The organism is Shewanella sp. 6_MG-2023 (assembly GCF_030547195.1).
In the GTDB taxonomy this organism is placed as follows: Bacteria; Pseudomonadota; Gammaproteobacteria; order Enterobacterales; family Shewanellaceae; genus Shewanella.
The window spans coordinates 112,304-137,165 of record NZ_JAUOQU010000008.1 but is presented as its reverse complement, the minus strand read 5'-3'; the positions used below and the strand labels follow the sequence as shown (position 1 = coordinate 137,165).

Annotated in this window: 21 protein-coding genes and 2 pseudogenes; 10 read left to right on the top strand and 13 right to left on the bottom strand. The window is 42.1% G+C overall.

Annotated elements, in window-relative coordinates; translation table 11 throughout:
• Positions 1 to 134 precede the first annotated feature (134 nt).
• Entirely contained in the window at positions 135 to 1,430 is a 1,296-nt protein-coding gene (locus Q4533_RS07025; protein ID WP_303502498.1) for an amidohydrolase family protein, read from the top strand.
• 132 nt (positions 1,431 to 1,562) lie between these two features.
• On the opposite strand, the gene Q4533_RS07020 is transcribed toward Q4533_RS07025, so the two are convergent.
• The 5 genes and pseudogenes from Q4533_RS07020 to Q4533_RS07000 form a co-directional block, all read right to left on the bottom strand.
• Positions 1,563 to 1,925: a hypothetical protein gene (locus Q4533_RS07020; RefSeq protein WP_303411797.1), complete on the bottom strand. Its 363-nt coding sequence runs from the start codon at positions 1,923 to 1,925 to the stop codon at positions 1,563 to 1,565.
• Positions 1,926 to 2,286: 361 nt separating this feature from the next.
• Positions 2,287 to 3,204, bottom strand: a complete 918-nt coding sequence (locus tag Q4533_RS07015; RefSeq protein ID WP_102439312.1) for an alpha/beta fold hydrolase — start codon at positions 3,202 to 3,204, stop codon at positions 2,287 to 2,289.
• 625 nt (positions 3,205 to 3,829) lie between these two features.
• Complete coding sequence (locus Q4533_RS07010; RefSeq protein ID WP_303502497.1) at positions 3,830 to 4,255, bottom strand: septal ring lytic transglycosylase RlpA family protein; 426 nt, start codon at positions 4,253 to 4,255, stop codon at positions 3,830 to 3,832.
• Between the two features lie 465 nt (positions 4,256 to 4,720).
• Positions 4,721 to 4,867: pseudogene (locus Q4533_RS07005) on the bottom strand (aminotransferase class V-fold PLP-dependent enzyme); the annotation flags it as partial.
• A gap of 212 nt (positions 4,868 to 5,079) precedes the next feature.
• Positions 5,080 to 5,340: pseudogene (locus Q4533_RS07000) on the bottom strand (aminotransferase class V-fold PLP-dependent enzyme); the annotation flags it as partial.
• Between the two features lie 226 nt (positions 5,341 to 5,566).
• Here Q4533_RS07000 and Q4533_RS06995 point away from each other — a divergent pair.
• Both Q4533_RS06995 and Q4533_RS06990 read left to right on the top strand, forming a co-directional pair.
• Positions 5,567 to 6,799: a hypothetical protein gene (locus tag Q4533_RS06995; protein WP_303502496.1), complete on the top strand. Its 1,233-nt coding sequence runs from the start codon at positions 5,567 to 5,569 to the stop codon at positions 6,797 to 6,799.
• A 248-nt stretch (positions 6,800 to 7,047) separates the two neighbouring features.
• Positions 7,048 to 7,599, top strand: a complete 552-nt coding sequence (locus Q4533_RS06990) for an outer membrane beta-barrel protein (RefSeq protein WP_303502495.1) — start codon at positions 7,048 to 7,050, stop codon at positions 7,597 to 7,599.
• Positions 7,600 to 7,711: 112 nt separating this feature from the next.
• Here Q4533_RS06990 and Q4533_RS06985 read toward each other — a convergent pair whose 3' ends face one another.
• Positions 7,712 to 8,122: a hypothetical protein gene (locus Q4533_RS06985; protein WP_303502494.1), complete on the bottom strand. Its 411-nt coding sequence runs from the start codon at positions 8,120 to 8,122 to the stop codon at positions 7,712 to 7,714.
• A gap of 328 nt (positions 8,123 to 8,450) precedes the next feature.
• On the bottom strand, positions 8,451 to 9,656 hold the full coding sequence (locus tag Q4533_RS06980; RefSeq protein WP_303502493.1) for a septal ring lytic transglycosylase RlpA family protein: 1,206 nt from the start codon (positions 9,654 to 9,656) through the stop codon (positions 8,451 to 8,453).
• 270 nt (positions 9,657 to 9,926) lie between these two features.
• On the opposite strand from Q4533_RS06980, the gene Q4533_RS06975 reads away from it, so the two are divergent.
• Positions 9,927 to 10,418, top strand: a complete 492-nt coding sequence (locus Q4533_RS06975; protein ID WP_102439310.1) for a TIGR00645 family protein — start codon at positions 9,927 to 9,929, stop codon at positions 10,416 to 10,418.
• A 158-nt stretch (positions 10,419 to 10,576) separates the two neighbouring features.
• Here Q4533_RS06975 and Q4533_RS06970 read toward each other — a convergent pair whose 3' ends face one another.
• The 5 genes from Q4533_RS06970 to Q4533_RS06950 form a co-directional block, all read right to left on the bottom strand.
• A complete protein-coding gene (locus Q4533_RS06970) occupies positions 10,577 to 11,878 on the bottom strand; it encodes an anaerobic C4-dicarboxylate transporter (RefSeq protein WP_303411812.1) in 1,302 nt (433 codons plus the stop codon).
• Positions 11,879 to 12,178: 300 nt separating this feature from the next.
• Entirely contained in the window at positions 12,179 to 13,159 is a 981-nt protein-coding gene (locus Q4533_RS06965; RefSeq protein WP_303411814.1) for a helix-turn-helix domain-containing protein, read from the bottom strand.
• Positions 13,160 to 13,392: 233 nt separating this feature from the next.
• Entirely contained in the window at positions 13,393 to 14,202 is an 810-nt protein-coding gene (locus Q4533_RS06960; RefSeq protein WP_303502492.1) for a zinc metallopeptidase, read from the bottom strand.
• 195 nt (positions 14,203 to 14,397) lie between these two features.
• Positions 14,398 to 16,041, bottom strand: coding sequence for a chaperonin GroEL (gene groL, locus Q4533_RS06955; RefSeq protein WP_102439565.1), 1,644 nt, complete (start codon positions 16,039 to 16,041; stop codon positions 14,398 to 14,400).
• Positions 16,042 to 16,092: 51 nt separating this feature from the next.
• A complete protein-coding gene (locus Q4533_RS06950; protein WP_076538652.1) occupies positions 16,093 to 16,383 on the bottom strand; it encodes a co-chaperone GroES in 291 nt (96 codons plus the stop codon).
• A gap of 225 nt (positions 16,384 to 16,608) precedes the next feature.
• Between Q4533_RS06950 and Q4533_RS06945 the strand changes: the two genes are divergently transcribed.
• The gene (locus Q4533_RS06945) at positions 16,609 to 17,988 is read left to right on the top strand and encodes an MATE family efflux transporter (RefSeq protein WP_303411820.1); all 1,380 of its coding nucleotides are present in this window, start codon (positions 16,609 to 16,611) and stop codon (positions 17,986 to 17,988) included.
• Between the two features lie 26 nt (positions 17,989 to 18,014).
• Entirely contained in the window at positions 18,015 to 18,383 is a 369-nt protein-coding gene (locus Q4533_RS06940) for a hypothetical protein (RefSeq protein ID WP_102475479.1), read from the top strand.
• A gap of 90 nt (positions 18,384 to 18,473) precedes the next feature.
• Here Q4533_RS06940 and Q4533_RS06935 read toward each other — a convergent pair whose 3' ends face one another.
• A complete protein-coding gene (locus tag Q4533_RS06935) occupies positions 18,474 to 19,079 on the bottom strand; it encodes an FxsA family protein (RefSeq protein WP_303502491.1) in 606 nt (201 codons plus the stop codon).
• 236 nt (positions 19,080 to 19,315) lie between these two features.
• Between Q4533_RS06935 and cutA the strand changes: the two genes are divergently transcribed.
• The 4 genes from cutA (at position 19,316) to galK (ending at position 24,854) form a co-directional block, all read left to right on the top strand.
• On the top strand, positions 19,316 to 19,639 hold the full coding sequence (gene cutA, locus Q4533_RS06930) for a divalent-cation tolerance protein CutA (RefSeq protein ID WP_102439568.1): 324 nt from the start codon (positions 19,316 to 19,318) through the stop codon (positions 19,637 to 19,639).
• Positions 19,636 to 21,486 carry a protein-disulfide reductase DsbD gene (locus tag Q4533_RS06925; RefSeq protein WP_102439569.1) on the top strand — a complete coding sequence of 617 codons (1,851 nt, stop codon included), beginning with the start codon at positions 19,636 to 19,638 and terminating at the stop codon, positions 21,484 to 21,486. The genes cutA and Q4533_RS06925 overlap by 4 nt, the downstream gene beginning before the upstream one ends.
• Positions 21,487 to 21,638: 152 nt before the next feature.
• Positions 21,639 to 23,297, top strand: coding sequence for a cation:proton antiporter family protein (locus tag Q4533_RS06920; protein WP_102439570.1), 1,659 nt, complete (start codon positions 21,639 to 21,641; stop codon positions 23,295 to 23,297).
• Between the two features lie 414 nt (positions 23,298 to 23,711).
• Positions 23,712 to 24,854 carry a galactokinase gene (galK, locus tag Q4533_RS06915; RefSeq protein WP_102531477.1) on the top strand — a complete coding sequence of 381 codons (1,143 nt, stop codon included), beginning with the start codon at positions 23,712 to 23,714 and terminating at the stop codon, positions 24,852 to 24,854.
• The last annotated feature ends 8 nt before the right edge of the window (positions 24,855 to 24,862 follow it).

Sequence of the window (24,862 nt, the reverse complement as noted above, 5' to 3'; positions counted from 1 at the left end):
ACAATAGATGTGGCAATAATTTTCTACATTAGTCATTACAATTCAATCGCCTTAAGCATTAACACTAGCTTAACAATTGTCGTATGATGGTTTGTACGCTTACTTAAACAACAATAAACAGGAAAACCACGCAGATGGTAAAGCCAAATAAACAATTAAAGGGTCTAACAAAATTCAGCTTAGCAGCGGCAATCTCGCTGACGCTAAGCGTGCCAGCACTGGCACAACAAACCTTATTGATCGCTGATGCATACGTCGATGTAGTAAAAGGCAAAACCATTAATGACGTGGCCATTGTCATTAATGGCAATCAAATAACCCAAGTCACCCAACAAGCCAAAATCACTACAGATAATGATTACAAGCTTATCGATTTAAGCGGTAAAACCTTACTTCCTGGGATGATGGATATGCATGTTCACCTTAGCGGTGATGCCGAGGATAATTTTTTAGCCTCGCAAAATTATTCTATTCCACGCCAAACCGTTAAAGCGGTTAAAAATGCCGAAAAAACCTTAATGGCAGGCTTTACCACGGTGCGGGACTTAGGCGCTGCAGGTTACGCCGTTATTGCCACCCGCGACGGCATTAATGCCGGTGAAATTGCAGGGCCAAGAATTTGGGCTGTTGGCCATCCGATTAGTATTACAGGCGGGCATTGCGACGATAACTTTTCATCCCCAGAAAAAAAATCAAAATCGCAAGGGGTCGCTGATGGACCTTGGGCTGTGCGCGCTAAAGTACGTGAAAATATCAAATATGGCGCTAATGCGATTAAAGTGTGTGCCACTGGCGGGGTATTTTCTAAGGGCACTAAAGTCGGCGTGCAACAGCTAACTTATGAAGAAATAAAATCAGCCGTTGATGAAGCCCACATGCGTGGCTTAGTGGTTGCCTCCCATGCCCATGGCACTAGCGGTATTAAAGCATCGATCAGAGCGGGCGTCGATAGTATCGAACATTGTAGTTTCATGGATAAAGAAGCAATAAAAATGGCTGTAAAGGCTGGTACTTACCTTTCTTGTGATATCTACAACACTGAATACACCCTCGCCTATGGCGCAGCTAATGGTGTACCTGAAGCAAACATCAATAAAGAAAAGTTAGTATCGCAAGCCCAGCGAGATAGCTTTAGAGCAGCGGTAAAAGCTGGTGCTAACATGGTATTTGGCTCAGATGCGGCAATTTACCCCCATGGTGATAACGGTAAGCAGTTCTCACGTATGGTGACATTTGGTATGACCCCAGCCCAAGCCTTACAAGCTGCGACCATCAATAGCGCCGCTTTACTCAAGCAAGACAACCTCGGGCAGATTAAAGCAGGTTTTTTAGCTGACATTATTGCCGTTGATGGCGATCCGCTCAGCAATATCAGCTTAATGGAAAACGTGACCTTTGTGATGAAAGACGGTCAAGTCTATAAGCAGTAAGCCAGTAAGGTTTAGCTAATAAAGCCAAATGACTCGCTAGAAACAACAAAGCCTTGATAGTGTTTGCTATCAAGGCTTTTTAATATGTAAAAATAAGGCTGATTTAAGCCTTACTTTAGCTTACTAGTTGATTTAGTTAACCCACTGCATTAACTCTGCAGCCGTTCTCAATGCATACTGTCGTTTAACCAAGTTACCAGCGGGATCAAACAATAGCACTTCAGCAGGGCTAGCACGGTATTTGGCAATCAATTGATCACCCTCTGGGGTGCCTATTCTGGCGATCAAAAAAAACGCTTGCTCACTAATCTGATCGCGAGCCTCATTCATTTGTTCAGTTTGGCTATTGCTCACCGCAAGGTTGGGATCATAAACAAATACAAATGCAGGCTTACCTGTGCCAATTTGTTCATGGGTGGTTTTAAACCCTTTGGGCATGACATTAAACACCACCGCAAACAATATCACTATGGATACAATAACGCCGAGAGTCACCCAAGGCTTACGGCTAGACGAGTTTGAACTGTGATTATCTTTGATAATAAAACCCTCTTTAAGTGTTCAATTTATGACAATAGTTTATATCGTCATCCATTGTAATTAACTTAACTGAGTTTTATCTTAAAACGAAATTACGCTTTTAAAGCGCGGTCACAAGGTTAACTAAAACGCTGATATAAAGCCGCAAGATCCCAGCTGCACGTTTTAACAAAATTTAAATCCACCTAAGTATCAGCATCGACGCAGGCTAAATGCTAAAAAAGGGGATACTCTCAACAAGTATCCCCTTTCTTAACACAGTGACTAAGTTACTGGCGCTATCGGCTTAGTGATAGCTAACCAATTACTATTATTTTTAATTAGCACGTATCCAATCATCGACAGTTTGATTCACTAAGTCAGCAGAAGACTCCATAAACCAGTGACCGCCCGGTACCACTTCAACCTGACCCTTATTCAAATCGACAACCTGTTGCAACCACTCTTTACCATGGAACCACACATTCTTATCTTTGCCATAGATGAAAAGAAAAGGCGTGCCAAAATCTTCCACCGCAACACGTTGGGGTAAATCTTTTGATAAAATAGCGTTCCATAAATGCCAGTATGGGTAAGTCATACGCGCATCAGAACGTAAATTAGCCACTTTTTTATTCGCGTCTACATTCTGTTCAAGTTTTAATATGTTTTCCGCAGTAAAAAGCGTTAATTTTTCACCGAGAAATTCAGGTAAAACCCAAGCAAGCGCAAGGGCAAAGGTGTATTTAACATTAATGCTTGGTGATTTTTCGTTACCATAGCTGCCAATGTCTAAAAGAATAAGTCTGTCGACCAAGTCATTTTGCGCAAGATAATGTGAAGCATAAGACGCGCCCCAGTCATGAGCGAGTACAGTCACTTTATCTCTATCTAAACTTTCGATAAAGGCATCCATAATCATGCGAATTTGCTGAATATTGTAATCGGGTCTTTGGCCATTATCTTCTAGCTCGAACCCCGGCAAAGTAAATCGAGCAATCCGATAGTCTTGCTTTAAATATTCAACTTGCTTGTCCCACAGCTCTAAACTATCAGGATAACCGTGGATCATGACTATGGTCTCTTCACCCTCACCATCCATTTTTACTTCAAGGTTTTTTACTATCGTAGGTAGTTGTTGCTGAAATTCATCATCTGGCATCGGGCCTGTAAAAACAAATGTGCCTGCGAGATACAGAATGGGAGAAAGTACAACCAGTACGATCACTAAGATCCTAATTATTATTTTTTTCATACATATCCATTTTTATGTTGAAGTACATCTACAAACACCCTGCTGGCGTTTGCGCTTTTATCAATTAATACCGTTAAAAATTTTTATACCGAGTTAAATGCATCAGCAATTGCAGACAGATACCGCAGCGCTAACTAAACATAGCTATTCGCAGCCAAGATCTAGTGTATTTTTAAGCTGATTAATCAGTAACGCGGTTACATCCCATACAAATTAGAATAATAACTCTAATTTTATGAAGATGAAAAGAACTATCGACAATTATGTAAATACTGTAAGAAAACTAAATGCACAAGGCGTTCGCCTATCAGGCTTTTTACTGTTATTTCAAGCGTTTGATCGTTTTTAGGGCGATTTATAAGAAGAAGTTATTACACAGTTTGCCGATGCCCAACATATTGGGTGGCATAAGCGCATAAGTGCGGACTCAGCAATCTCGATTTAGTCAGCTAAAAAACCTATTTTGATAGGCTATGCTAAATGCTAAATGCTAAATGCTAAATGTTGAATGCTAAAGAGAAGAGCTTTAAACAAATGACGCGAGATAGGTCATAAAGAACAGAGAGATTAACTAAGATGTTGAGCCTAGTTAAACAGAGTCAAATAGTGGCTCGCGATGGCAAGATTAATGTTTGTATCTAAAGGTATTACTGTCGTCTAGAATGTCAATTTTGATCGCTACAATCCCTTGATCGCTACTGGCTATTTGTTGAAACGCTTTTTGAGAAAGATCGATCACTCGGCCTTTAACAAATGGGCCGCGATCGTTAATTTTTACATCGATGCTTTTATTATTACCGGTATTCGTCACCCTCACTATAGTGCCAAATGGCAAGGTTTTATGGGCTGCGGTATAGGCTCTCATATTGTATTTTTCACCACTTGCCGTCAGTCTGCCGTGAAATTTACTGCCATACCAAGAAGCTTGCCCCACTAGTGCATGAGATGTTGAATATTGTGTTGTTTTAGAAGCATCGATGGGCACTCGTGATGAACAGCCTGTTGCCATAGCAAGGAGTAACACACTAAACATAAGCTTAAATTTAATCATTGTGTTTACTACTCGCTCTTTAAAATAATGCTTCATTTTATTCGCTGCCTTGTAAGCACAAAATGCTCTCAGACAACTCGCTAACCTTAGCCTGCAGTGTAGATGAGAACATTTAAGCTGTCACTCAAGATGACTTATAACACCACCATAGCAAGCGCAGCATCACATAAACCCTGCTCATGTTCACTCCCTTGTTCATGTAGTAGCTGCTGGAGCCTATATGTTATGGCTCGCTAGCAACCGTGGATTCTGCCCCCCCCGTTATTACACTGACTTGCACTTATGACACTTTTTAAAAGCAAAATCTTATGCCAACGCTTGTATCTCAGAGAGTGCTTTATCAATCTCGGCTTCGTTATTAATTAAGCTCGGCGCAAAACGCGCGAATGAGTCACGATAAGGCGTCGAGCTCATAATGATGCCCTTAGTGTGCATATGCTCTACCACCTGTTGCGGTGACAAACCATCGACATCAAAACACACCAGCCCCGATGATAGTTCAGTGGCCATTGGCGTATACAAGGTGACATGTGACATTTTTGCCAAGCCTTGCTTGGTTTGGGTATTGAGCTGATGAATACGCTGTTGCACATTGGCTTTACCCAAACGCATATGTAGCTCAAACGCAGCGGGTAATGCCCAACGATGTTCAAACGGTGAAAGCCTCCTGGTGACATATGTTCACCCATTGGTACTTGCGCTTGGGTGCTATTACCTAGCCACACATCGTAGGATAGGCTGAAACTTGGGATCACTGCGCTGCAGTTATTCCAGCCGCGCTTTGAGCCCCATATAATGCCAGTGCCACGTGGGCCAAAGATCCACTTATGAGTGCCAGCAATAAAAAAATCACAGCCTAATGTACTCACATCAACATCCTCGATGCCAAAGCCATGTACGCCATCGACACAAAAGAGGATTTTATCAGCCTCAGAACGTGAGCTGTTCACTTTGGCAATCACATCTGCCATAGCGCGGATAGGTAATTTAACCCCAGTGGAAGAGTGAACCCAAGTCACGGCCACCACCTTGGTTTTTTGATTAATGGCCTTGGCCAAATTATCGATAGCTGCAAGCTTATTCATTATAGAGAGAATAATTCAGAAGAAAGTTTATTTTTCTTTAGTTATTTGGTGGATTTCTCCATAGAGCCAATACTTAACAAACAAATAACCTAAACCACTAAAACTATTGTGTAAAAATTTTCACACGCCATTCAATTGTGATAAATTTGCATCGAAATTGTTAACCAGATGAGTGGTTAATTGTTTTTTATCAAAAAACTCTAAAAAAAAGGGAAGTAAATCCACAATGATTAAGAAAATAGCACCTTCTATTTTAATGTTAACAACTTTAACTGGATGTCTTTCTACAGCACCGCAAATGACTGCTGAAGAAAGATCACAAATGATAGAAATGCAAAAATCGATGTTAGGTGCAATGATGGGTGGAGCCAATTTACGACAACAGGCCCCCCAAGCTCCTACTCAAGCTCCAGTTGAATATCTGAGTGAATTAGAGTTAATGGAACAACGATTGTTAGTTAACGCAACTGGAGGCCCTGCTTTATTCGTGAGAAATAAAGACGGAATTTTGATCAATGGCAAGATGTTCAATGACTTTGAAGGCAGTGTTGCAAACTTAGGAGCGGATCGCTTTACAGGGCAATTTACCTACGCAATAAAAAACTTTGATGGCTCTTATACACTTAAATACCACAAAGCCAACTCAGAACAAGAACCAATAAAAATCGCCAACATAATAAGAAAAGGTGACCTTTTTAGTGTTGAGACTGTAACGGGTAAAAAAACATCAGGAAATGCTGTAATTCCAACTTCTGATGGATTTATTCTAGGTCGTGCAGGATCTGCATTCCGATACAAAATTGGAGAAGGCAATATTGAAAATATTACACTTATAGATGATTACCATATAGCACAACATCAAAATGGTGATGCTGCATCTACAGGTTATATTCTTTTAGAAAAAGATGCTCGTGATAAATCAGACTCTGTAGGTGGATTATTTGATTCAGTTTCTGCTCTTGGCAGTACATTTGGGCTAAACGAACTTAATGATTATGTATTGGTTAACATTGAAGATGGCTCATTAGTACCTTTAGACATTAGCTTATTAGGTAAAAATGTCACCGATCATTCAGACTGTAGAGCTTCAAAGTCTGGACTTTACAATGAGTGTGATAAAATTTCTTTTAGGGAGGCACTTTATGATAAAAATGGACTTAAGAACAACAGCCACTATTACTGGTCAATTGACTGGATTAACACCTCCAGTGGTGTGTTCGCTTTCTATAAAACCACCACAACTATTAAAGTTGTCGATATACAAAATTCTCTAGTTCACACTGTGTTCTCACGTATGCTAGGAGTAAATGAATTTACTCTGACTGAACATGCTAATGGAAAAGTATCAATTGAGGCACAATTAGGCTTTAGCCACGAAAAAATAGAAGACGTTGAAGAGTTTATCAGAAGCAATAAAGAAAATGCTGAACAAATGACCAAGATGGATCAGACAATATAATTCTGTTTCAAACAATATTAGCTACATTATTGTGGTTTCTATTGTCCCAATAACTAACTCCACTTTTGATGAATTAGTTTAAGTAATAAAAATCCTCAATATCTGCAGATATTGAGGGTTTTTAATGCCCATACTTTAATAATTAAGCTCATATCTCGTGCTTTTATATAAACATGCTCACTTCAAGATTAAGTAGCATTAGTTGAATCCTTTTTTAAAAGGCAACCTTAATAATAGATGGAAAAATAATGAAAAAATTAATCCAAGGAACAGTGTTTTTATCGACGTTATTACTAGGCGCTCAAATCAGTGCTGCAGAAGTGGAATCCGTTCCTGCTAAAAATTGGAGTATCGGTATTGGCTCATACGCTTTCTCTTTAGCTAATGACGATAACTCTGATGCAGACCTAGATTTTAGTGGCTTTAATATTGCTGCTGGTTATGCCTTTAATAATCACTTTCAAGTAAGAGCTACTTATTTTTTATTAGAAAATGACGACTTTAGTGACTTAGAAAGTAGCGGCTTTGACCTAATGGCTTACGGCGGTGTAGGTTTAGCTGAAAAAGGCTTTAGAGGATACGGTGGCGCAGGTTTCTTTTCAGATGAATGGAGCATTTCAAATGAGAGTGAGTCTTTCTCTGGTATCCAATTTGGCGGTGGCTTAGGTTATAATTGGGGACCAGCAGCTTTAGACTTTGTATTAACATTACGCCAGGCTGATAAGTATGAAGACTTAATGTTTACCTCTGGTACTTATTTTGCTATGTCTGGAAACCTAACAATTTCCTATTTATTTTAAATAACTAGTAAAGATAAACATCAACATCTATGCTTTATCATTAGTAAACTTTGAGCAAAAGCCGCTTATTCTTGAGGCGGCTTTTTTAACTTTAATAATATCTATTAAGGCATTAGGCTTCATCCAACAATCCTTTCGCCTGCTGAACTAAATCATAATATGTCAATTTTTGAATAACGCCACTTTTGAGGGATTTAATCCAAGCAGGCTTAAAATGGCATGGGGATTCCAATTCTTCAATAACGATAAAGCTATCAGAAATCTCAAGTTGCACTTGGCAAGTGTCTTTATAAACAGCCAAAATACGCTCTTTCTCATGCACCCTAATCTGCCACTGATAATTAAGCATCATCTCCAAAATAGACTTTCTGACTTCTAAGCGACTAACATTGTATCCTTGTAAATCAATCATTTTCTTCACCGGCGGCTGATCACCCCCGTACCCATAAGTCATACTCCATACTGGTGTTATTGCCATCAATGAGAGCAACACTAACACCTTAACGATCTTTCTTAGAATCAAAATTCCTTCCTTTTGTTATTTCTCAGCCACATTAAGCTTAACCAAAAAACTTATTACTGGTTAATAACCACATAAAATATCAGTTAGTTACATATAAAAGTAGCCATTTCATTTTTTTATTTTCCATTAAGGATAAACATCACAAAAACACCCGCAGATATTATTAAGCATTAGAGTTTTCAGTTAACTATAAGCTGCATAGTTTTGCGCTTTAAACCTGCAATGAATCTTGTATGCTTGACGCAAGATAAATTACAACCATTAAAGGGGCTGAGTACGATATTGAGCTTGGTTAAGCAGAGTCAAATTGTGACTCACGATGGCAAGATTAATGTTTGTATCTAAAGATATTACTATCGTCCAGAATATCAATTTTTATGGTTACAATCCCTTGATCGCTACTGGCGATTTGTTGAAACGCTTTTTGAGAAAGATCGATCACTCGACCTTTAACAAAAGGGCCGCAATCGTTAATTTTTACATTGATGCTTTTATTATTGCTGGTATTGGTCGCCCTCACTATGGTGCCAAAAGCTAGGGTTTTATGAGCTGCGGTATAGGCTCTCATAATGTATTTTTCACCACTTGCCGACAGTCTGCCGTGAAATTTACTGCCATACCAAGAAGCTTGGCCAATTAGCGCATGAGATGCTGAATACTGTTGTTTTTTAGCTGAGTCGATGGGTAATCGTGATGAACAACCCGTTACTATGCCAAGGAGTAAAACGCTAACCAAAAGGGTAAATCTTCTCATTGTACTCACATCAACATCCTCGATGCCAAAGCCATGTACGCCATCGACACAAAATAGGATTTTATCAGCTTCAGAACGTGAGCTGTTCACTTTGGCAATCACATCTGCCATAGCGCGGATAGGTAATTTAACCCCAGTGGAAGAGTGAACCCAAGTCACAGCCACCACCTTAGTCTTTTGATTAATGGCCTTTGCCAAGTTATCGATAACTTGCAAGCTTGTCACTGTGGCAGGGGTGTCATATAACGTAATACGGCGCACGTTAGCCCCTGTTCTTTCTGCACGCAGTTTTAAAGACAGATCGGTAGAGTAATGATCGTGTACGGTTTGCACTACTTCATCATTAGGGCGTAATTTAAGCCCGCTGTATACCAAAGATAACCCCATCGTTGTACTGTCAGTGAGGGCAATTTGTTCGGCTTCACCACCCATATAGCTTGCTGCCGCAGCGGATATTTTTCCATCAATGGTTTCAAAGTGTTTATGCCAATAATCTGAAGGATTGGCATCTAAGCCTTTGCGGTGTCGCTCAATTTCATCTGCCACAGGTTTAGGGTGAGAAGCCAACAAAAAGGTAGAAAGGTGAATGTAATCGTCAGTTAAGGGGAAAAGCTGTCGCAGCGCAGTCCAATCTCCAGCATTGATATTATCAGGCATTAACGCTGCTTTATTGCCCTCAGCAGCGGCATCAGCTGCATCAACTGCATTGCCTATGCTTGTCCCAATGACACTTCCAGCTAAGGCTAAACCCATTCGACTTAAAAAATTACGACGTAACATAGATAACTCTTTATTAATCGCTGTGTACCGTTAATAAAAAGTAGCAACCGAATGCAGGAGTGTCTATTAATTGACCGCAAGTGTCACTGCGGCGCCGAAAAGTCAGTCTTAAACATGATTAAGCCTGTTTGATAATGTACAAGTTGGGTAAGTGGGGAGATGATCTCGCTTGCTAGTATAGGTAAGCACAGTTAAAGTGCACTCTGTTTTGATTTAACAATCATCAACTTGATTGATTGCAGCGTTTTTTATCTGAAAGGTTAACTATATATGGAAAAAGTGTTTGAAAAATTAATGTATGCATCTCGCTGGATCATGGCACCGATTTATTTAGGTTTAAGCCTGGTCCTATTTGCGTTAGGTATCAAGTTCTTTCAAGAGATTTTTCACATCCTACCGATGATTTTTGAGATGAAAGAAGTTGACCTGATCTTGATTACACTATCGCTAATCGATATCACTTTAGTGGGCGGCCTTCTGGTGATGGTGATGTTTTCAGGCTATGAAAACTTCGTTTCACAGCTAGATGTGGGCGAAAACAGTGACAAACTAAGCTGGCTTGGAAAAATGGATTCAGGCTCACTTAAAAACAAGGTAGCCGCATCAATTGTGGCCATATCGTCAATTCATTTACTTAAAGTTTTTATGAATGCCGAAAATATCGATAACGACAAAATCATGTGGTACTTACTGATCCACATTACCTTTGTATTATCGGCCTTTGCCATGGGCTACTTGGATAAAATTAGTCGCACAAAGTAGCTGCTGACCTTAAGTTGCAAATCCAAATAAAAAAAGCCTCGATACGGTTAAGCATCGGGGCTTTTTTCGGCTTGCAGTTTGTCGGCATTAAAGCTGACACCTGAAAGCATGCTGCATTATTGATCCAAAGAAACGCCTTAAGCAGACAATAAATACACCTACAAAATAATCTCAGCTAATACAAATCCAATCATCACCGAGCTAACAATCGTCACCACACCGGGTACCACAAAAGGATGGTTAAATACCCACTGGCCAATACGGGTAGAACCTGTGTCATCCATTTCAACAGCCGCCAACAAGGTTGGATACGTTGGCAATACAAATAAGGCACTCACCGCAGCAAAAGAAGCAATAGCAGCCTCAGGGCTAACCCCTAGCATAAATGCCGATGGCATTAACGCCGCTGTGGTTGCGGCTTGCGAGTACAACAACATGCTGGCTAAAAACAAAATGATCGCCAACATCCACGAATGCTCTTCTAGCAAGCCACCCGATAGCGCTTTAATCTCTTCTAAATGCCCAGCAACAAAGGTGTCACCTAGCCACGCAACACCTAATACACAAATACACGCACTCATGCCCGATTTAAAGGTCGCCGCATTAAGCACCTCAGCTGTATCCACTTTACAAAACAGCGTAATCGCCGTGGCTGCCGTTAGCATAAACACCATAATCGCTTCATTTCGCGGCAATGTCGGATTATCAATAAGACCTACAGCATCACTAATCGCGGTGGCGTAAAACACCACTGCCACAATTGCTACCAGAAAAACCATCACCGAACGCTTAGCCCCTGCTGGTAACTCAGTGCTGTTCACCTCGCGTTTGCTCACTAAGCCATGAGCTAAACGGTCTTGATAAACGGGGTCATCTTTCAACTCTTTACCCATAAATTGGGCAACAAAAGCGCCGACCATACAAGCAATAAAAGTAGCGGGAATACAAATCATCAATAAGCTGATATAGCCCACGCCTTTGCTTTCAAGCATGCCGCTCATTAGCACAACCGCAGCTGAAATAGGTGAAGCCGTAATCGCAATTTGAGAGGCAACAACTGCAATACTTAATGGCCGTGAAGGACGAATGCCCTGCTCTTTCGCCACCTCAGCGATGACAGGCAAGGTCGAAAACGCGGTGTGGCCCGTACCTGCAAACAGTGTCATGGTGTAAGTGACAATCGGAGCTAAAAAAGTAACCTGCTTAGGATTTTTACGTAAAACACGCTCAGCGATATTCACCAAATATTGCAAACCACCTGCAACTTGCATCGCCGCAATAGCTGCGATGACCGACATAATAATCAAAATCACATCAATAGGAATAGTGCCAGGTGTCATACCTAACCCAAGAGTTAATACCAACACACCAAAACCACCAGCAAAGCCAATACCAATGCCGCCTATTCGTGCGCCGATAAAGATGGCAGCTAATACCACCACTAACTCAATTGTTACCATAAATCCTCCCAAGCCATAATTGCGCGCACTTTACTGCAAAACCAATATAAGCAATGGATGATTAAATCAATAAAACCTCAACTAACAGAATAAAAAACCGGAAGTGTTAACTAGGGCGTGTTGTTCATTGCGGGTTGAGTTTTGTTCGAGATAAAACCGATTAAGCGCGGCGAGTGAATTGCCGCCTAGCAATCTAAGCACTCTTTGTTCGCAAAAAATCGCTTGGCGATTTACTCCGAGTTTCTTTGGGCGCATTAACTTCGCACCCTGATTTCACACGTCTTATTTCCCACGTATTAATTAAGGCGTGTCTTTGTGAAGTAATTCCATCAAGCCAACGAGTGCGGCAAACAGCACGGCGCCAACAGGCCAAATAATCCAAGTGATGCCCCAAGCCATTGTCCAAAAGCTCCAGCCAAGATAGATAGCAATGAGCAAGGGCCAATAAAATCCAGCCAACTTCTCGGCTCGTTTAGTACGTCTAGTTGTTTCTGTCTCTTTCACTGTTTCTTTCAATACATTGCTATAGGCATCATATTTTGCAGAAACCGGTAAAATAATGAATAGACCAACCGCAATAATAAAAAGCAGTACATCTATCATTAATAAAACAATGTCTTGCTCAAAAGAAAAAATACTCACGCACAGCAGCGGAACAAAGCTAACAATAAAACAGAAAATACCTACAGATAAGCGCAAATTATAAGCTGGCCTAAACTGTTTACGCTTTTCATGAAACACGCTGTGAACACCATAAGCGAGTTCAAATGGTTCATCTTCTATCGCCGCTATTTCATCTTGATATTGGTTTGTCTTGATAAAAAAGCTCACTCCAACTGACACCAAAATCAACACACTCACAATACCCAATGCCGCTGCTATATCACCCGTCATGTTAAATCGATTCGTTTCCGCCATAGCCATAAAGAAAAACAACGGCATTGCAGAACACACACACAAAACCACGCCTTTAGAAACAAGATTCGTCATTGCGATTTTATGCTCAACATACTCAGTCGCTTGCTCTAGGGTAATATGGTTAATGCCTAGTTCTTTGGCTTCAGTAGCAACTTCAAATTCCTCGTTCTCGTCCTTTAGTAAGAAGTCTGTAGACACATCAAAAATCTGTGAAAGCATAATGATTTTATTTAAATCAGGAATGCTATTTGCCCCTTCCCATTTAGAAACAGACTGACGAGAAACATTCATTTTCTCCGCCAACTCTTCCTGCGACCAGCCCAGTTTCTTCCTTAATCTAATAATCTTATCTGCAAGTATCATTAGTGAGTCCTTTTAATCAATAATTGAGCAGCAAGCATAATAAATCAGGCAGTTGCTCACTAGCAAGCCAGCTTGTTATTCTGTCAACCAGCAGTTGCGTTATTGATTATTAAGCCATATTTCAGCAATTTTTTGTATCTAATCACTAAATTAGCGATTGAGTTTAGGCTATGAAGCAAGGAATGAATTTGAAAAAAATTTACTCTGCCCCTGACGAATCCCCACTTATTCTATTAGCGACGCAGCACCGCTATCCAGCGGCCAAGATTGAGCAAGCTTGCTAGCGAGCCAGCAACGTAGGTCAGCGCCGCCGCTTTGAGAATCTTCTCCGCATGCTTTAGGTCACCGTCGTGCAGGTAATTGCCCTCTTTGAGTATGGGCAGCGCCTTGCCATAACTGGCATCGAATTCGACCGGCAAGGTCACCAGATGCACAATAGTGCTCAACCCCATCGACAGCACGCCGATTAAAATGGTCAACGCGCCAGCCTGCGGTATACGGGTGAGCATAAAGACCACTGGCGCCGCGAACATCATTATGCCGGCAATACGCTCACCGACCATAGCGGTTCTAGCCAGCCTCTGTCGCATCAAAAACAAAGACTCGCCGCGAGAATCCTGTAGCGCATGCCCTACCTCGTGGGCAGCGACAGTCACAGCTGTCAGGGAATAACCGGCATAGTTATCCGGCGTAAGGCGAACAGCCTTAGCCCCGGGATCATAATGATCGCCGTCAGGCGTCTCTTCAACCTTAACGTCATTTAGGCCAAAACGATCTAGAATATGGCGAGCAAGTTCACCACCGCTACCTTGATGACGGTAGCGATCAGCGGGCTGTTGGTACTTGCTCATGATGTGCTTGACCCACAAGCCAGGCAAGAATACACAGCCCGCAATGACAATAATTAGAATGATCCATAGCATGAAACCCAGTATGCCATAAACCTTGGTATAACTCTCACGGCTTTTACTCAAAGCCATTAACTGTGGATGCGTGTAGTCGCCTGCAAAAAATAAGTATTTTATAACAAAATTTAAAGCCACTAAAAAGCCCCGATACCGTTAGGTATCGGGGCTTTCAATTCTTTTACAAGAAGTTTGGCTTTAGCTTTTAGGCTTCAGATCAGCAGTGCATATAGCGCTGTATAAATAGGTTAGAACAAGGCGCTTTACCACGACGTTTAGTACGCTAAACGAGTGGTGAAGCAACGCAGTTATCACCAATTTAGACAAGCTAGATTACATCATGCCGCCCATACCACCCATACCACCGCCCATACCGCCCATATCTGGCGCTGCAGCTTCTTGTGGAATTTCAGCTACCATTGCTTCGGTGGTGATCATTAGACCAGCAATTGATGCGGCAAACTGTAACGCACTACGGGTTACTTTAGTTGGGTCAAGAATACCCATTTCTAACATGTCACCGTAAGTGTCGTTACCAGCGTTGTAACCGTAGTTACCGCTGCCGTTTTTAACTGTGTTCGCCACAACTGAGGCTTCTTCACCTGCGTTGGTTGCGATTTGACGAAGTGGTGCTTCCATTGCACGTAGTGCGATGATTACGCCGTGCTTTTGGTCTTCGTTGATCACTTCAACTTCAGAAATCTTAGACGCTACACGTACTAGTGCAACCCCACCGCCAGGAACCACACCTTCTTCAACGGCTGCACGTGTTGCATGTAATGCATCTTCAACACGGGCTTTTTTCTCTTTCATTTCAACTTCTGTTGCTGCGCCAACTTTGATTACTGCAACACCGCCAGCAAGTTTTGCCATACGCTCTTGAAGTTTTTCTTTGTCGTAATCAGATGTTGACTCTTCAACTTGTTGTTTGATTTGCGAAACACGGCCAGAGATTTGCGCTTGCTCGCCGTTACCATCGATGATGGTGGTGCTGTCTTTAGTGATAACAACACGTTTTGCTGTACCTAAGTCTTCTAGGGCTGCTTTTTCAAGTTCTAGACCGATTTCTTCAGCGATAACAGTACCGCCAGTTAGGATAGCGATATCTTGTAGCATTGCTTTACGACGGTCACCAAAGCCAGGTGCTTTAACAGCAGCTACTTTAACGATACCGCGCATGTTGTTGACAACTAATGTTGCTAATGCTTCGCCTTCAACGTCTTCTGCAACAATAAGCAGTGGCTTACCTGTTTTAGCTAGACCTTCAAGGATTGGTAATAATTCACGGATGTTAGAGATTTTCTTATCAACTAATAAGATGAAAGGAGAATCTAACTCAACGCTGCCTGTTTCAGCTTTGTTGATGAAGTAAGGAGAAAGGTAACCGCGGTCAAACTGCATACCTTCTACAACGTCTAATTCGTTTTCAAGGGCTTGGCCTTCTTCAACGGTAATAACGCCTTCTTTGCCTACTTTTTCCATTGCTGTTGCAATGATTTCACCGATTGATTCATCAGAGTTAGCAGAGATAGTACCTACTTGAGCAATGGCTTTAGAATCTGCACATTCTTGCGAAAGTGCTTTAAGCTCAGCAACGGCTGCAATAACTGCTTTGTCGATACCACGCTTAAGATCCATTGGGTTCATGCCAGCAGCGACTGCTTTAAGGCCTTCAACCACAATTGATTGTGCTAATACGGTTGCAGTAGTTGTACCGTCACCAGCAGCATCATTGGCTTTAGAAGCAACTTCTTTCACCATTTGTGCGCCCATGTTTTCGAACTTGTCTTCTAGTTCGATTTCTTTCGCTACCGATACACCATCTTTAGTGATTAGCGGTGAGCCAAAGCTTTTGTCTAAAACGACGTTACGACCTTTTGGGCCTAATGTTACTTTTACTGCGTTAGCAAGAATGTTGACGCCGTTAAGCATTTTAACGCGACCGTCACTACCAAATAATACTTCTTTTGCTGACATTGTTATGTTCCTTCAAATTTGTTGATGATTGCAAAGGGTTAATGTTTAAAATTAACCTACAACAGCCATTAGGTCTGACTCAGATAAGATAAGGACTTCTTCACCATCAATCTTTTCTTTCTTCACGCCGTAACCTTCGTTGAAAATCACTACGTCGCCAACTTTAACGTCAAGGGCTTTAACTTCACCGTTTTCTAAAATGCGACCATTGCCTACTGCTAGGATTTCACCACGAGTTGATACTTCTGCAGCGCTACCAGTTAATACAATGCCACCAGCTGATTTTGATTCAACTTCTAAACGTTTAACGATTACGCGGTCATGTAATGGACGAATATTCATCTACGGACTCTCCTAATGATTTGGTGCCCTAAAACGAGGCGGTTTTAACAAAATGATAAGGGCATTACCCCTTTGATGAATGATATATGGGGGTCGATGTTGACAGTTCCAAGTGTATTTTAAAAAAAACTGCGATTTAATTGTAAAATTTGTGGCTGCTAATATTTAAACCATCTTGAATGCTGCTAGAATTTGGCTCCCGTTTTCGTGTTTAAGTCGAGATAGATGAAAGATAAACATGGGTTGCTTAACGCACCAATAGGTCGTGTGCTATTCAATATGAGCCTCCCCAACCTTATCGGTATTCTCACCATTTATGGTGGCAGCCTTATAGATACATATTTCATCAGTCTTTTGGGCACTGAATCATTAGCTGCGGTAAGTTTTACGTTTCCGGTGGCGATTATTTTTTCCAGTATTGCCATTGGCATTGGCGCGGCGGTTTCCACTAACCTCGCCCGCTTAATTGGCGCAGGTAATCAACCCCAAGCTAAAGCGTTTTTGTTTGATGCCTTGTTGCTAACATTTTTATTGGTGAGCGCGTTAGTGTGCATCGGGATTATGGCCATTGACCCGCTATTCACCCTACTGGGCGCTAATGAGTTAAGTTTGCCACTTATTCATGATTATATGCTGGTGTGGTTTTTAGGGGCGCCATTATTGGTGTTATTGATGGTGGGCAATCAAGGCATTCGCGCCACCGGTGATACTTACTCCCCTGCGATCATTATGTCGGTGGCAGCAATTATCAACCTTATACTCGACCCTTTACTTATTTTTGGTCTTGGGCCTTTCCCTGAGCTGGGTATTCAAGGCGCAGCCATTGCCACTTCAATATCCTGGTTATTTTCAGCCTCTGTGGCTGTGTATATCTTGGTATTCAAAAAACAAATTTTGGTCTTCACCAAATTAAGTAAGCACCGGATTATCAAAAACTGGTGCAAGCTGGGGCATATTGCCCGCCCTGCGGCTTTAATGAATATGATTAACCCTATTGCCAACGGCATTATTTTGGCCATGCTTGCCAGAGTCGATCAAGCTGCGGTGGCGGCTTATGGTGCAGGGGTGCGCTTAGAAACCTTATTTATTTTGGGGATCATGGCCCTTAACTCCAGTTTAATGCCGTTTGTGGGGCAAAACTTGGGGGCGGGGCAACATCAGCGGGCTAAAGATGCCATGATGCTGTCACTGCGGTTTGCCCTTGTGCTGCAAACCTTACTGTATCTGCCTATCTTTTTGAGTGCTGATTTTATTGCGCAGTTATTCAGTAATGATGCTGTGGTGATCGATTGGTTGAGCTTTTATATTAAAGCCTTACCCGCAGCCTATGGGCCATTAGCAGTGGTGATTATCTTCGCCACTTGTTTAAATGCCTACCATAGACCGATCCAGTCGTTAGTGATTAACTTAGTCAGGCTGTTTATTTTAATGCTGCCATTGGCGGCCATTGGCTTATACTTTGGCGGGGTAAAAGGTTTATTAATTGCGCTGCCAATAACCAATACCATTATGGGCATTGCCTGCTATGTGATGGCCAGTCGGATCACTGAGCCAGAGTCCGTTACCGCGTCAACGGCCACTGAGTCAATTAACACCATAAATTAACAGGGATGCACAAGGGTTAATACACAATGAAAAGATCAATCAACGCCGCGCTATTGTCAGCTTTTGTGTGCCCGGGTACAGGGCACTTATACATAGGTAAAAAAGCCATAGGTTGGGGCATTATTCTGGCTTGTTTTATCAGTTTATGCGCCATCATGACCGTGCTGATGCAGCGCGCTCAAGCGGTGGCTGATGATATTGTCGCGGGAAATATTGCGCTGGACTTCAACAGTCTTTATGCCGCAGTGCACGACAGCGTGACCCTTGATTTACCCCCTTCAGTATCGATGGCCACTTGGGTGTTATTTATTTGCTGGGTTGGGAGTACGGTTAGCGCGTATTGGATGGCTGAGCAGCTAGACAAACCTTCAAAGGATTCGACTCTCGCACCTTAAGTTAATGCCGTAAACAAGCAGCTGAATTATTTGAGCCATAAAAAACGCTAGCCTTGCTAGCGTTTTTTCATTGAGTCACCAAGCTAACAATTAGTCTTTTTTGGGCTTATCTTGCTCGCCCTTTTGCTCACTATCTGCGCGAGGCTCATCCTGTGGGGGGATATCTTTAATTTCTACCTGATGGGTTTCAGGGGTTAAATCATTTGGATCAAATTTGCGTTCAAAATCACCGTCAAAGGTATTGCCGCCTTGGTTAAATGGGCCATTTTGCCCAAATGGATTTTGGCCTGGTTGACCTTGTGGACCAAAGCCGCCCTGAAAACCGCCACCAGCAACCACGCGCATTTGCATACGTTTAAAGATATAGCTGGCAATCGGTGAGCGAGTGATTGGGGTTAGCAATAACAAACCGATAAAGTCAGTCACAAAGCCCGGAAACAATAACAGTAAGCCTGCCGCGGCGAGCATCATGCCTTCGACAATTTCTTTACCCGGCGCTTCACCGCGCTCAAGCTTAGATTGCACTGACATTAAGGTACTTAAGCCTTGGCTGCGCACTAGTGATACTCCCACAATCGCAGTGAAAAACACTAATGCGATGGTATTCCAGGTGCCAAGCACATCGCCCACAGAAATTAATACTGACAACTCAATGGTCGGAACGATAATAAATACAAACAATAAAATAAATAACATGTGGGCCTCAATTTTTTCACTGGCTATGAAAACTAAATGGGGGTTATCCGGTCTTAATTCAAGACGTGTCACGATTATCATCAATGACTAATGCAAGCGCTTACGAAAAAACGTACAGTATTGCACTATTGAAATCGCGATAAACATAACATTAGCAACAACAATAAAGATAAACCGCAGTTTATGTTATTAAGCTTAAGCTAACTTTAAGGCAACCAATAGATGATAGCATTCCAATGCCAGCAACTTACTTATTAGTTATAACAACTTGCCCTGATAACGCCAGTGCAAAACGCATTGCATCAACGCTAGTGGAAACTAAAGCGGCTGCTTGTGTGCAATTAATTCCACAAATAGAGTCAGTTTATGTGTGGGATGATGAGGTCTGTCATAGTAGTGAAGTCGCTTTACACATAAAATGTATTGCTAAAAATTATGATGCAATTCAACAAATAGTGATCCAACAGCATCCCTATGAAGTACCTGAATTAATCGCTATGCCTATTACTCAAGGCTTGCCAAATTATTTAAAATGGATAGAAGAAACTTCCCAATCATGAAAAAAATATTTGCGCTTATTTTTACCTCTTTACTCCTGCTAACGCCATTAGCTCACAGTGAAGGCATTTTTAGCAGTAATAAGTTCAGCTTCCTTCAGGGCGAGCCAGAGTTAATGCCTGTTGAAGAGGCTTTTGTATTTGATTATCAGCAAAAAGATAATCAATTAGCCATTAGCTTTGTGATTGCCGATGGTTATTACATGTACCGTGACAAGTTGCAGTTTTCTGCCGACGGCGCAGTGATTGGCGATATAGACCTACCCCGAGGCAAGGTTCATAACGATGAGTATTTTGGCGAACAAGAAGTGTATTACACCTTTGTTGAGCTGCCGTTAGCCCTTAAAGAAGCCGCCCAAGGCAGCCTAGTACAAGTGACCTTTATGGGTTGCGCTGAAGGCAAGCTGTGTTATCCGCCTACCAAACGTGATGTTAAGCTAGATGCTGTTGCTGCTAACGATGGCAAGGTAAAGGGCAAAAAAGCCATTATTGGTGATGTGCCAGCTCAAGCTGAACCAGCAACCGCAAGCAATGCGACAACGCCTATCACCCAACAAGACAGCTTAAGCCAAATGCTGGCCAACGATAGCTTAATGTGGACCTTAGTTATCTTCTTTGGTTTAGGTATTGGTTTAGCCTTAACCCCTTGTGTGTTTCCTATGTACCCGATTTTGTCAGGGATTATTGTGGGGCAAGGGAAAAAGTTATCTACCGCTAAAGCCTTCACACTATCAATGGCCTACGTTCAAGGTATGGCGATTACCTATTCATTATTAGGTTTAGTGGTTGCCTCTGCGGGCATGAAATTTCAAGCGGCATTGCAACATCCTGCTATTTTGATTTTCTTAGCGGTAATGTTTGTACTGCTGAGTTTATCTATGTTTGGTATGTATGAATTACGCCTGCCGGGCAAATTCCAAGACAAGATGAATACCCTGTCGAATAACCAAAAAGGTGGCAACCTTGTTGGGGTGTTCTTTATGGGCGTTATTTCAGGTTTAGTGGCGTCGCCTTGTACCACTGCGCCGCTGTCTGGTGCGCTGATTTATGTGGCCCAAAGTGGCGACTTACTACAGGGCTTCTTGGCGCTGTATGTATTAAGCATGGGTATGGGGGTGCCATTACTGATCATTGGTACTTCTGGTGGTAAATTACTGCCGCGCGCCGGTGCATGGATGGATATTATTAAGACCATTTTTGGCTTCTTGCTGATTTCTGTCTCAATCGTGATGATTGGCCGCATCTGGCCAGGACTGGTATCTGATGTATTGTGGTCAATTTGGGGGATTTGCTTAACGGGCTACCTCATACACCAGAACAAACTATCAGAGTTTAACTGGAAGCAAACCACCCGTGGCATCATACTGACGCTGACTTTACTCGCCAGTTTCTCTTATGGTTTCCAAGCGGTAATGACTGCATTGGGCCATCAGGCGCCATCAATCAGCAATGAGACTAACCAAAGCAAGCAAATTAGCCATGGTGAGTTATTCATTCAAATTAAGTCACTAGAAGACTTAGAAGTTGAGCTAGATAAAGCCAGCCTTAGCGGTAAAACCGTGATGCTAGATTTATACGCTGACTGGTGTGTGGCCTGTAAAGAGTTTGAGGCGATTACCTTTGCTAATCCAATAGTATTAGAGCGTTTAGATCAAATGGTGTTACTGCAAGCCGATGTCACTAAAAGTGATGCCATTGATATTGAACTGCTTGAGCACTTCAACGTATTAGGCTTACCGACCCTATTAATGTTCGATGAAAATGGCAATCAGCGTGAAGATTTACGCGTAACCGGCTTTATGGGGCCTAAACCCTTTGCTGAGCACTTGGATTTATTGCTGAATAAATAAATTTATTCTCAACTAAGATATTGAAAATGGTCAATTTATTTATTAGATTGGCCATTTTTTTAATCCTGAGCTATTTTTTAATACCAAGTTGATTCTTTTCTTATACAATCTACTTACCTACAACCTAGTTTCAACAAATCGAATAAGGCCTTATGGAACCCGCAATTCTCATTGTTACGCTATTATGTGGCATGCTTGTTAGTCGAGTCGGTTTACCACCACTAATTGGTTATCTTGCAGCAGGTTTTTTACTGTTTATTTTTGGGATCCAAGATGAAAGCTTGCCACTGCTGCAGGAACTAGCTGACCTCGGCGTCATGTTACTGCTGTTTGCTATTGGGCTTAAATTAGATGTCAAAAGTTTACTCAAATCTGAGGTGTGGGCCAGTTCCAGTTTGCACTTAATTGGCTCGATATTATTCTTTTTACCCATCTTAAAATTGCTGGGATTAGTAGGGCTAGACAGGCTAGTTGATTTAGATATTGATCAGCTGTTACTACTGAGCTTTGCCTTAAGTTTTTCAAGTACCGTATTTGCCGTCAAAGTGCTGGATGAAAACGGTGATAGCCAAGCCTTGTATGGCCGTATCGCCATTGGTATCTTGATTATGCAAGATATCTTCGCAGTGCTATTCCTCACCATTTCAAAGGGTGATTTCCCCTCCATTTACGCCTTAGGTTTATTGCTGTTACCACTAGTTAAACCACTAATTTATAAAATATTCGACCGCGTTGGCCACGGCGAAATGTTGATTTTATTTGGCCTGACTATGGCATTAGTCATGGGCGCTTGGCTGTTTGAAGCCGTTGGCTTAAAGCCGGATCTAGGCGCATTGATTATTGGTATTTTACTGGCAGGCCACGCTAAAGCGTCCGAGCTTTCTAAATCAATTTACTACTTTAAAGAGCTGTTTTTAGTCGCGTTTTTCTTAACCATTGGTTTAAATGGTTTGCCAACCATTGCCGATGTGGGCCTAGCTGGGTTACTGGTGCTATTAGTGCCGTTTAAAATCATGCTGTTCTTTATATTATTGACCCGCTTTAAGTTGCGTTCTCGTACCTCGCTATTTGCCTCATTCAATCTAGGTAACTACAGTGAGTTTGGCTTGATTGTTGCTGCGGTAGCCGCATCAAAAGGCTGGTTACCTGCCGAGTGGTTAATCATTTTAGCAGTAGCCTTGAGCATCAGTTTCTTAATTGCTGCGCCCCTTAATGCGGCGGTCAACAAGTTCTATCAGCGCTACCATAAAACCTTTATCACCCTTGAAAAACACCCGCTACACCCTGAGGATAGACAAATTCCTGTGGGTAATCCGCGCTTTTTGATTTTAGGGATGGGCCGGATTGGCTCAGGTGCTTACGATGAGCTGCGCGCTAAATACTCAGGCGAAATACTGGGGATTGAACACAAGCAAGAACTGGTGGATTTTCATCGCTCTGAAGGCCGCAATGTGGTGCAAGGCGATGCTAGCGATACCGATTTTTGGGAAAAGCTTGAGCGGGCACCGGGGCTTGAATTGGTGCTATTAGCCATGCCACACCATATTGGTAATATGTTTGCGGTAGAGCAACTTAAAAAGCTCGATTACCAAGGTAAGATCAGCGCCATTGTGCAATATTCTGAAGATGCAGAGTCACTGAAAGAGCAAGGGGTTAACAGCGTTTATAACCTTTACGAAGCTGCAGGTGCTGGTTTTGTGGACAATGTTATTCATGAATTACTTGAGCCAAACACAGAGGAAGAATCAGAAGCGAGCGTTGATAAAGCCAGCGCAGCCACTGAAATCACCCCTAACTTGAGCAAGCCATAAGCGTAAATAGTTAGCGATATCCTCTATTCGCTATGCTAAACCGATAAGCGCCTTATTAACATTAAGGCGCTTTTTTATTGTTTAAAATGCGCTTTTATATCAATCAGCCAAGGTTAGCCAGCGTCGCTATTTGGGTGGTTATAAAGCCAGTTTATACCTCAAATTTGTTCTGCCAATAAAACAGTCAACGTAAACCCTTACATTAACATACCTCTTTAGTAGTACAAAGGCATTGAAATTACTGTTATTTCCACAAAACCGACTACTCTTAAGCTGCAAATTGTATCAATCGAGTTTTCAGTAGTTACAGCCACTGGCAAGTCGTGATATAAATCACATTATCAATTTAAAATTTAATACTTTTATACCGCTTAGGTAACTTCGTAACTCGACATTCTTTGGAACTGTAACTGTATGTCAAATCCTGCTCAAAAAGCCATGAAGTTGTTTGTACAAACATTTGGAACTACGGCTGACGACCTGTATCAAGCACCAGGTCGTGTCAATATTATTGGCGAACACACGGATTATAACGAAGGATTCGTTTTACCCGCTGCAATTAATTTTCACACTGTTATTGCGGTTAAACATCGTAGTGATAACACCTTTAGAGCCGTGACTGATGCCTTTGCTGGGCAAATCGAACAATGGCGTTTTGGTGAAGAAAACGCCATTGAAGATAAAGGCAGTTGGGGAAATTACCTAAAAGGCTTTACCGCCTCAATGGCTCAATCTGGGCTTAAAGCTAAAGGCATGGATATTGCCATTGTCGGCAATGTGCCACTGGGCGCAGGCATGTCGTCATCAGCAGCTCTTGAGGTGGCCTTTGGCACTGCCATTAGCTACGCCAGCCAACTGCATTTATCGCCATTAGCCATTGCACAAATTGCCCAACGTGGAGAGCACAGGTTCATAAAGTCAGAATCTGGCATTATGGATCAAACCATTAGCGCACTGGCGGTGGCCGATCACGCCTTATTGATTGACTGCTTAGAGTTAGACGGCCGCGCAATAGCGATTCCTGACAGCTTAAGTTTGCTGATTGTCGATCCTAGCATCGATCGCCAGCTGTTAATTGACCGCTTTGATGCCCGTAAACTGCAATGTCATCAGATTAATGAATTGCTTGGAGTTGAGTCACTAAGGGAAGTCAGCCTTGGCCAGCTAAACAGCGCGAAAGCTAGCTTAGGTGATGAACTTTATCATCGAGCTAAGCATGTACTAACTGAAAACCAACGCACTGTGAATGCCGCCCGCGCTCTAGAGCAACAAGATACTGCCCGTTTCGGCCAATTAATGGCCCAATCACAACAATCCATGCGCGATGATTTTGACATCAGCACCCCTGAGATTGATGCCTTAGTGAAAATAATTAAAGATATCATTGGCACCAAAGGCGGCGTAAGAATGAGTGATGGTTGCGTGGTAGCGCTTATTGATCATGAGCTAACCGATGCTGTGGTCAATGCCGTTGAGCAGCTATATCCACAACAAACATCCTTAGAACCAATTATCTATTTATGCTCTGCCAGTGGCGGCGCAGGCAGAATTGAATAAGCAATTCT

Bases quoted from the DNA above. Each gene is read 5' to 3' on its own strand.
- Q4533_RS07025 (WP_303502498.1), top strand. From the start codon at position 135: ATGGTAAAGCCAAATAAACAATTAAAGGGTCTAACAAAATTCAGCTTA.
- Q4533_RS07015 (WP_102439312.1), bottom strand. From the start codon at position 3,204: ATGAAAAAAATAATAATTAGGATCTTAGTGATCGTACTGGTTGTACTT.
- Q4533_RS07010 (WP_303502497.1), bottom strand. From the start codon at position 4,255: ATGATTAAATTTAAGCTTATGTTTAGTGTGTTACTCCTTGCTATGGCA.
- Q4533_RS06995 (WP_303502496.1), top strand. From the start codon at position 5,567: ATGATTAAGAAAATAGCACCTTCTATTTTAATGTTAACAACTTTAACT.
- Q4533_RS06990 (WP_303502495.1), top strand. From the start codon at position 7,048: ATGAAAAAATTAATCCAAGGAACAGTGTTTTTATCGACGTTATTACTA.
- Q4533_RS06980 (WP_303502493.1), bottom strand. From the start codon at position 9,656: ATGTTACGTCGTAATTTTTTAAGTCGAATGGGTTTAGCCTTAGCTGGA.
- Q4533_RS06975 (WP_102439310.1), top strand. From the start codon at position 9,927: ATGGAAAAAGTGTTTGAAAAATTAATGTATGCATCTCGCTGGATCATG.
- Q4533_RS06970 (WP_303411812.1), bottom strand. From the start codon at position 11,878: ATGGTAACAATTGAGTTAGTGGTGGTATTAGCTGCCATCTTTATCGGC.
- Q4533_RS06965 (WP_303411814.1), bottom strand. From the start codon at position 13,159: ATGATACTTGCAGATAAGATTATTAGATTAAGGAAGAAACTGGGCTGG.
- groL (WP_102439565.1), bottom strand. From the start codon at position 16,041: ATGTCAGCAAAAGAAGTATTATTTGGTAGTGACGGTCGCGTTAAAATG.
- Q4533_RS06950 (WP_076538652.1), bottom strand. From the start codon at position 16,383: ATGAATATTCGTCCATTACATGACCGCGTAATCGTTAAACGTTTAGAA.
- Q4533_RS06945 (WP_303411820.1), top strand. From the start codon at position 16,609: ATGAAAGATAAACATGGGTTGCTTAACGCACCAATAGGTCGTGTGCTA.
- Q4533_RS06940 (WP_102475479.1), top strand. From the start codon at position 18,015: ATGAAAAGATCAATCAACGCCGCGCTATTGTCAGCTTTTGTGTGCCCG.
- Q4533_RS06935 (WP_303502491.1), bottom strand. From the start codon at position 19,079: ATGTTATTTATTTTATTGTTTGTATTTATTATCGTTCCGACCATTGAG.
- cutA (WP_102439568.1), top strand. From the start codon at position 19,316: ATGCCAGCAACTTACTTATTAGTTATAACAACTTGCCCTGATAACGCC.
- Q4533_RS06925 (WP_102439569.1), top strand. From the start codon at position 19,636: ATGAAAAAAATATTTGCGCTTATTTTTACCTCTTTACTCCTGCTAACG.
- Q4533_RS06920 (WP_102439570.1), top strand. From the start codon at position 21,639: ATGGAACCCGCAATTCTCATTGTTACGCTATTATGTGGCATGCTTGTT.
- galK (WP_102531477.1), top strand. From the start codon at position 23,712: ATGTCAAATCCTGCTCAAAAAGCCATGAAGTTGTTTGTACAAACATTT.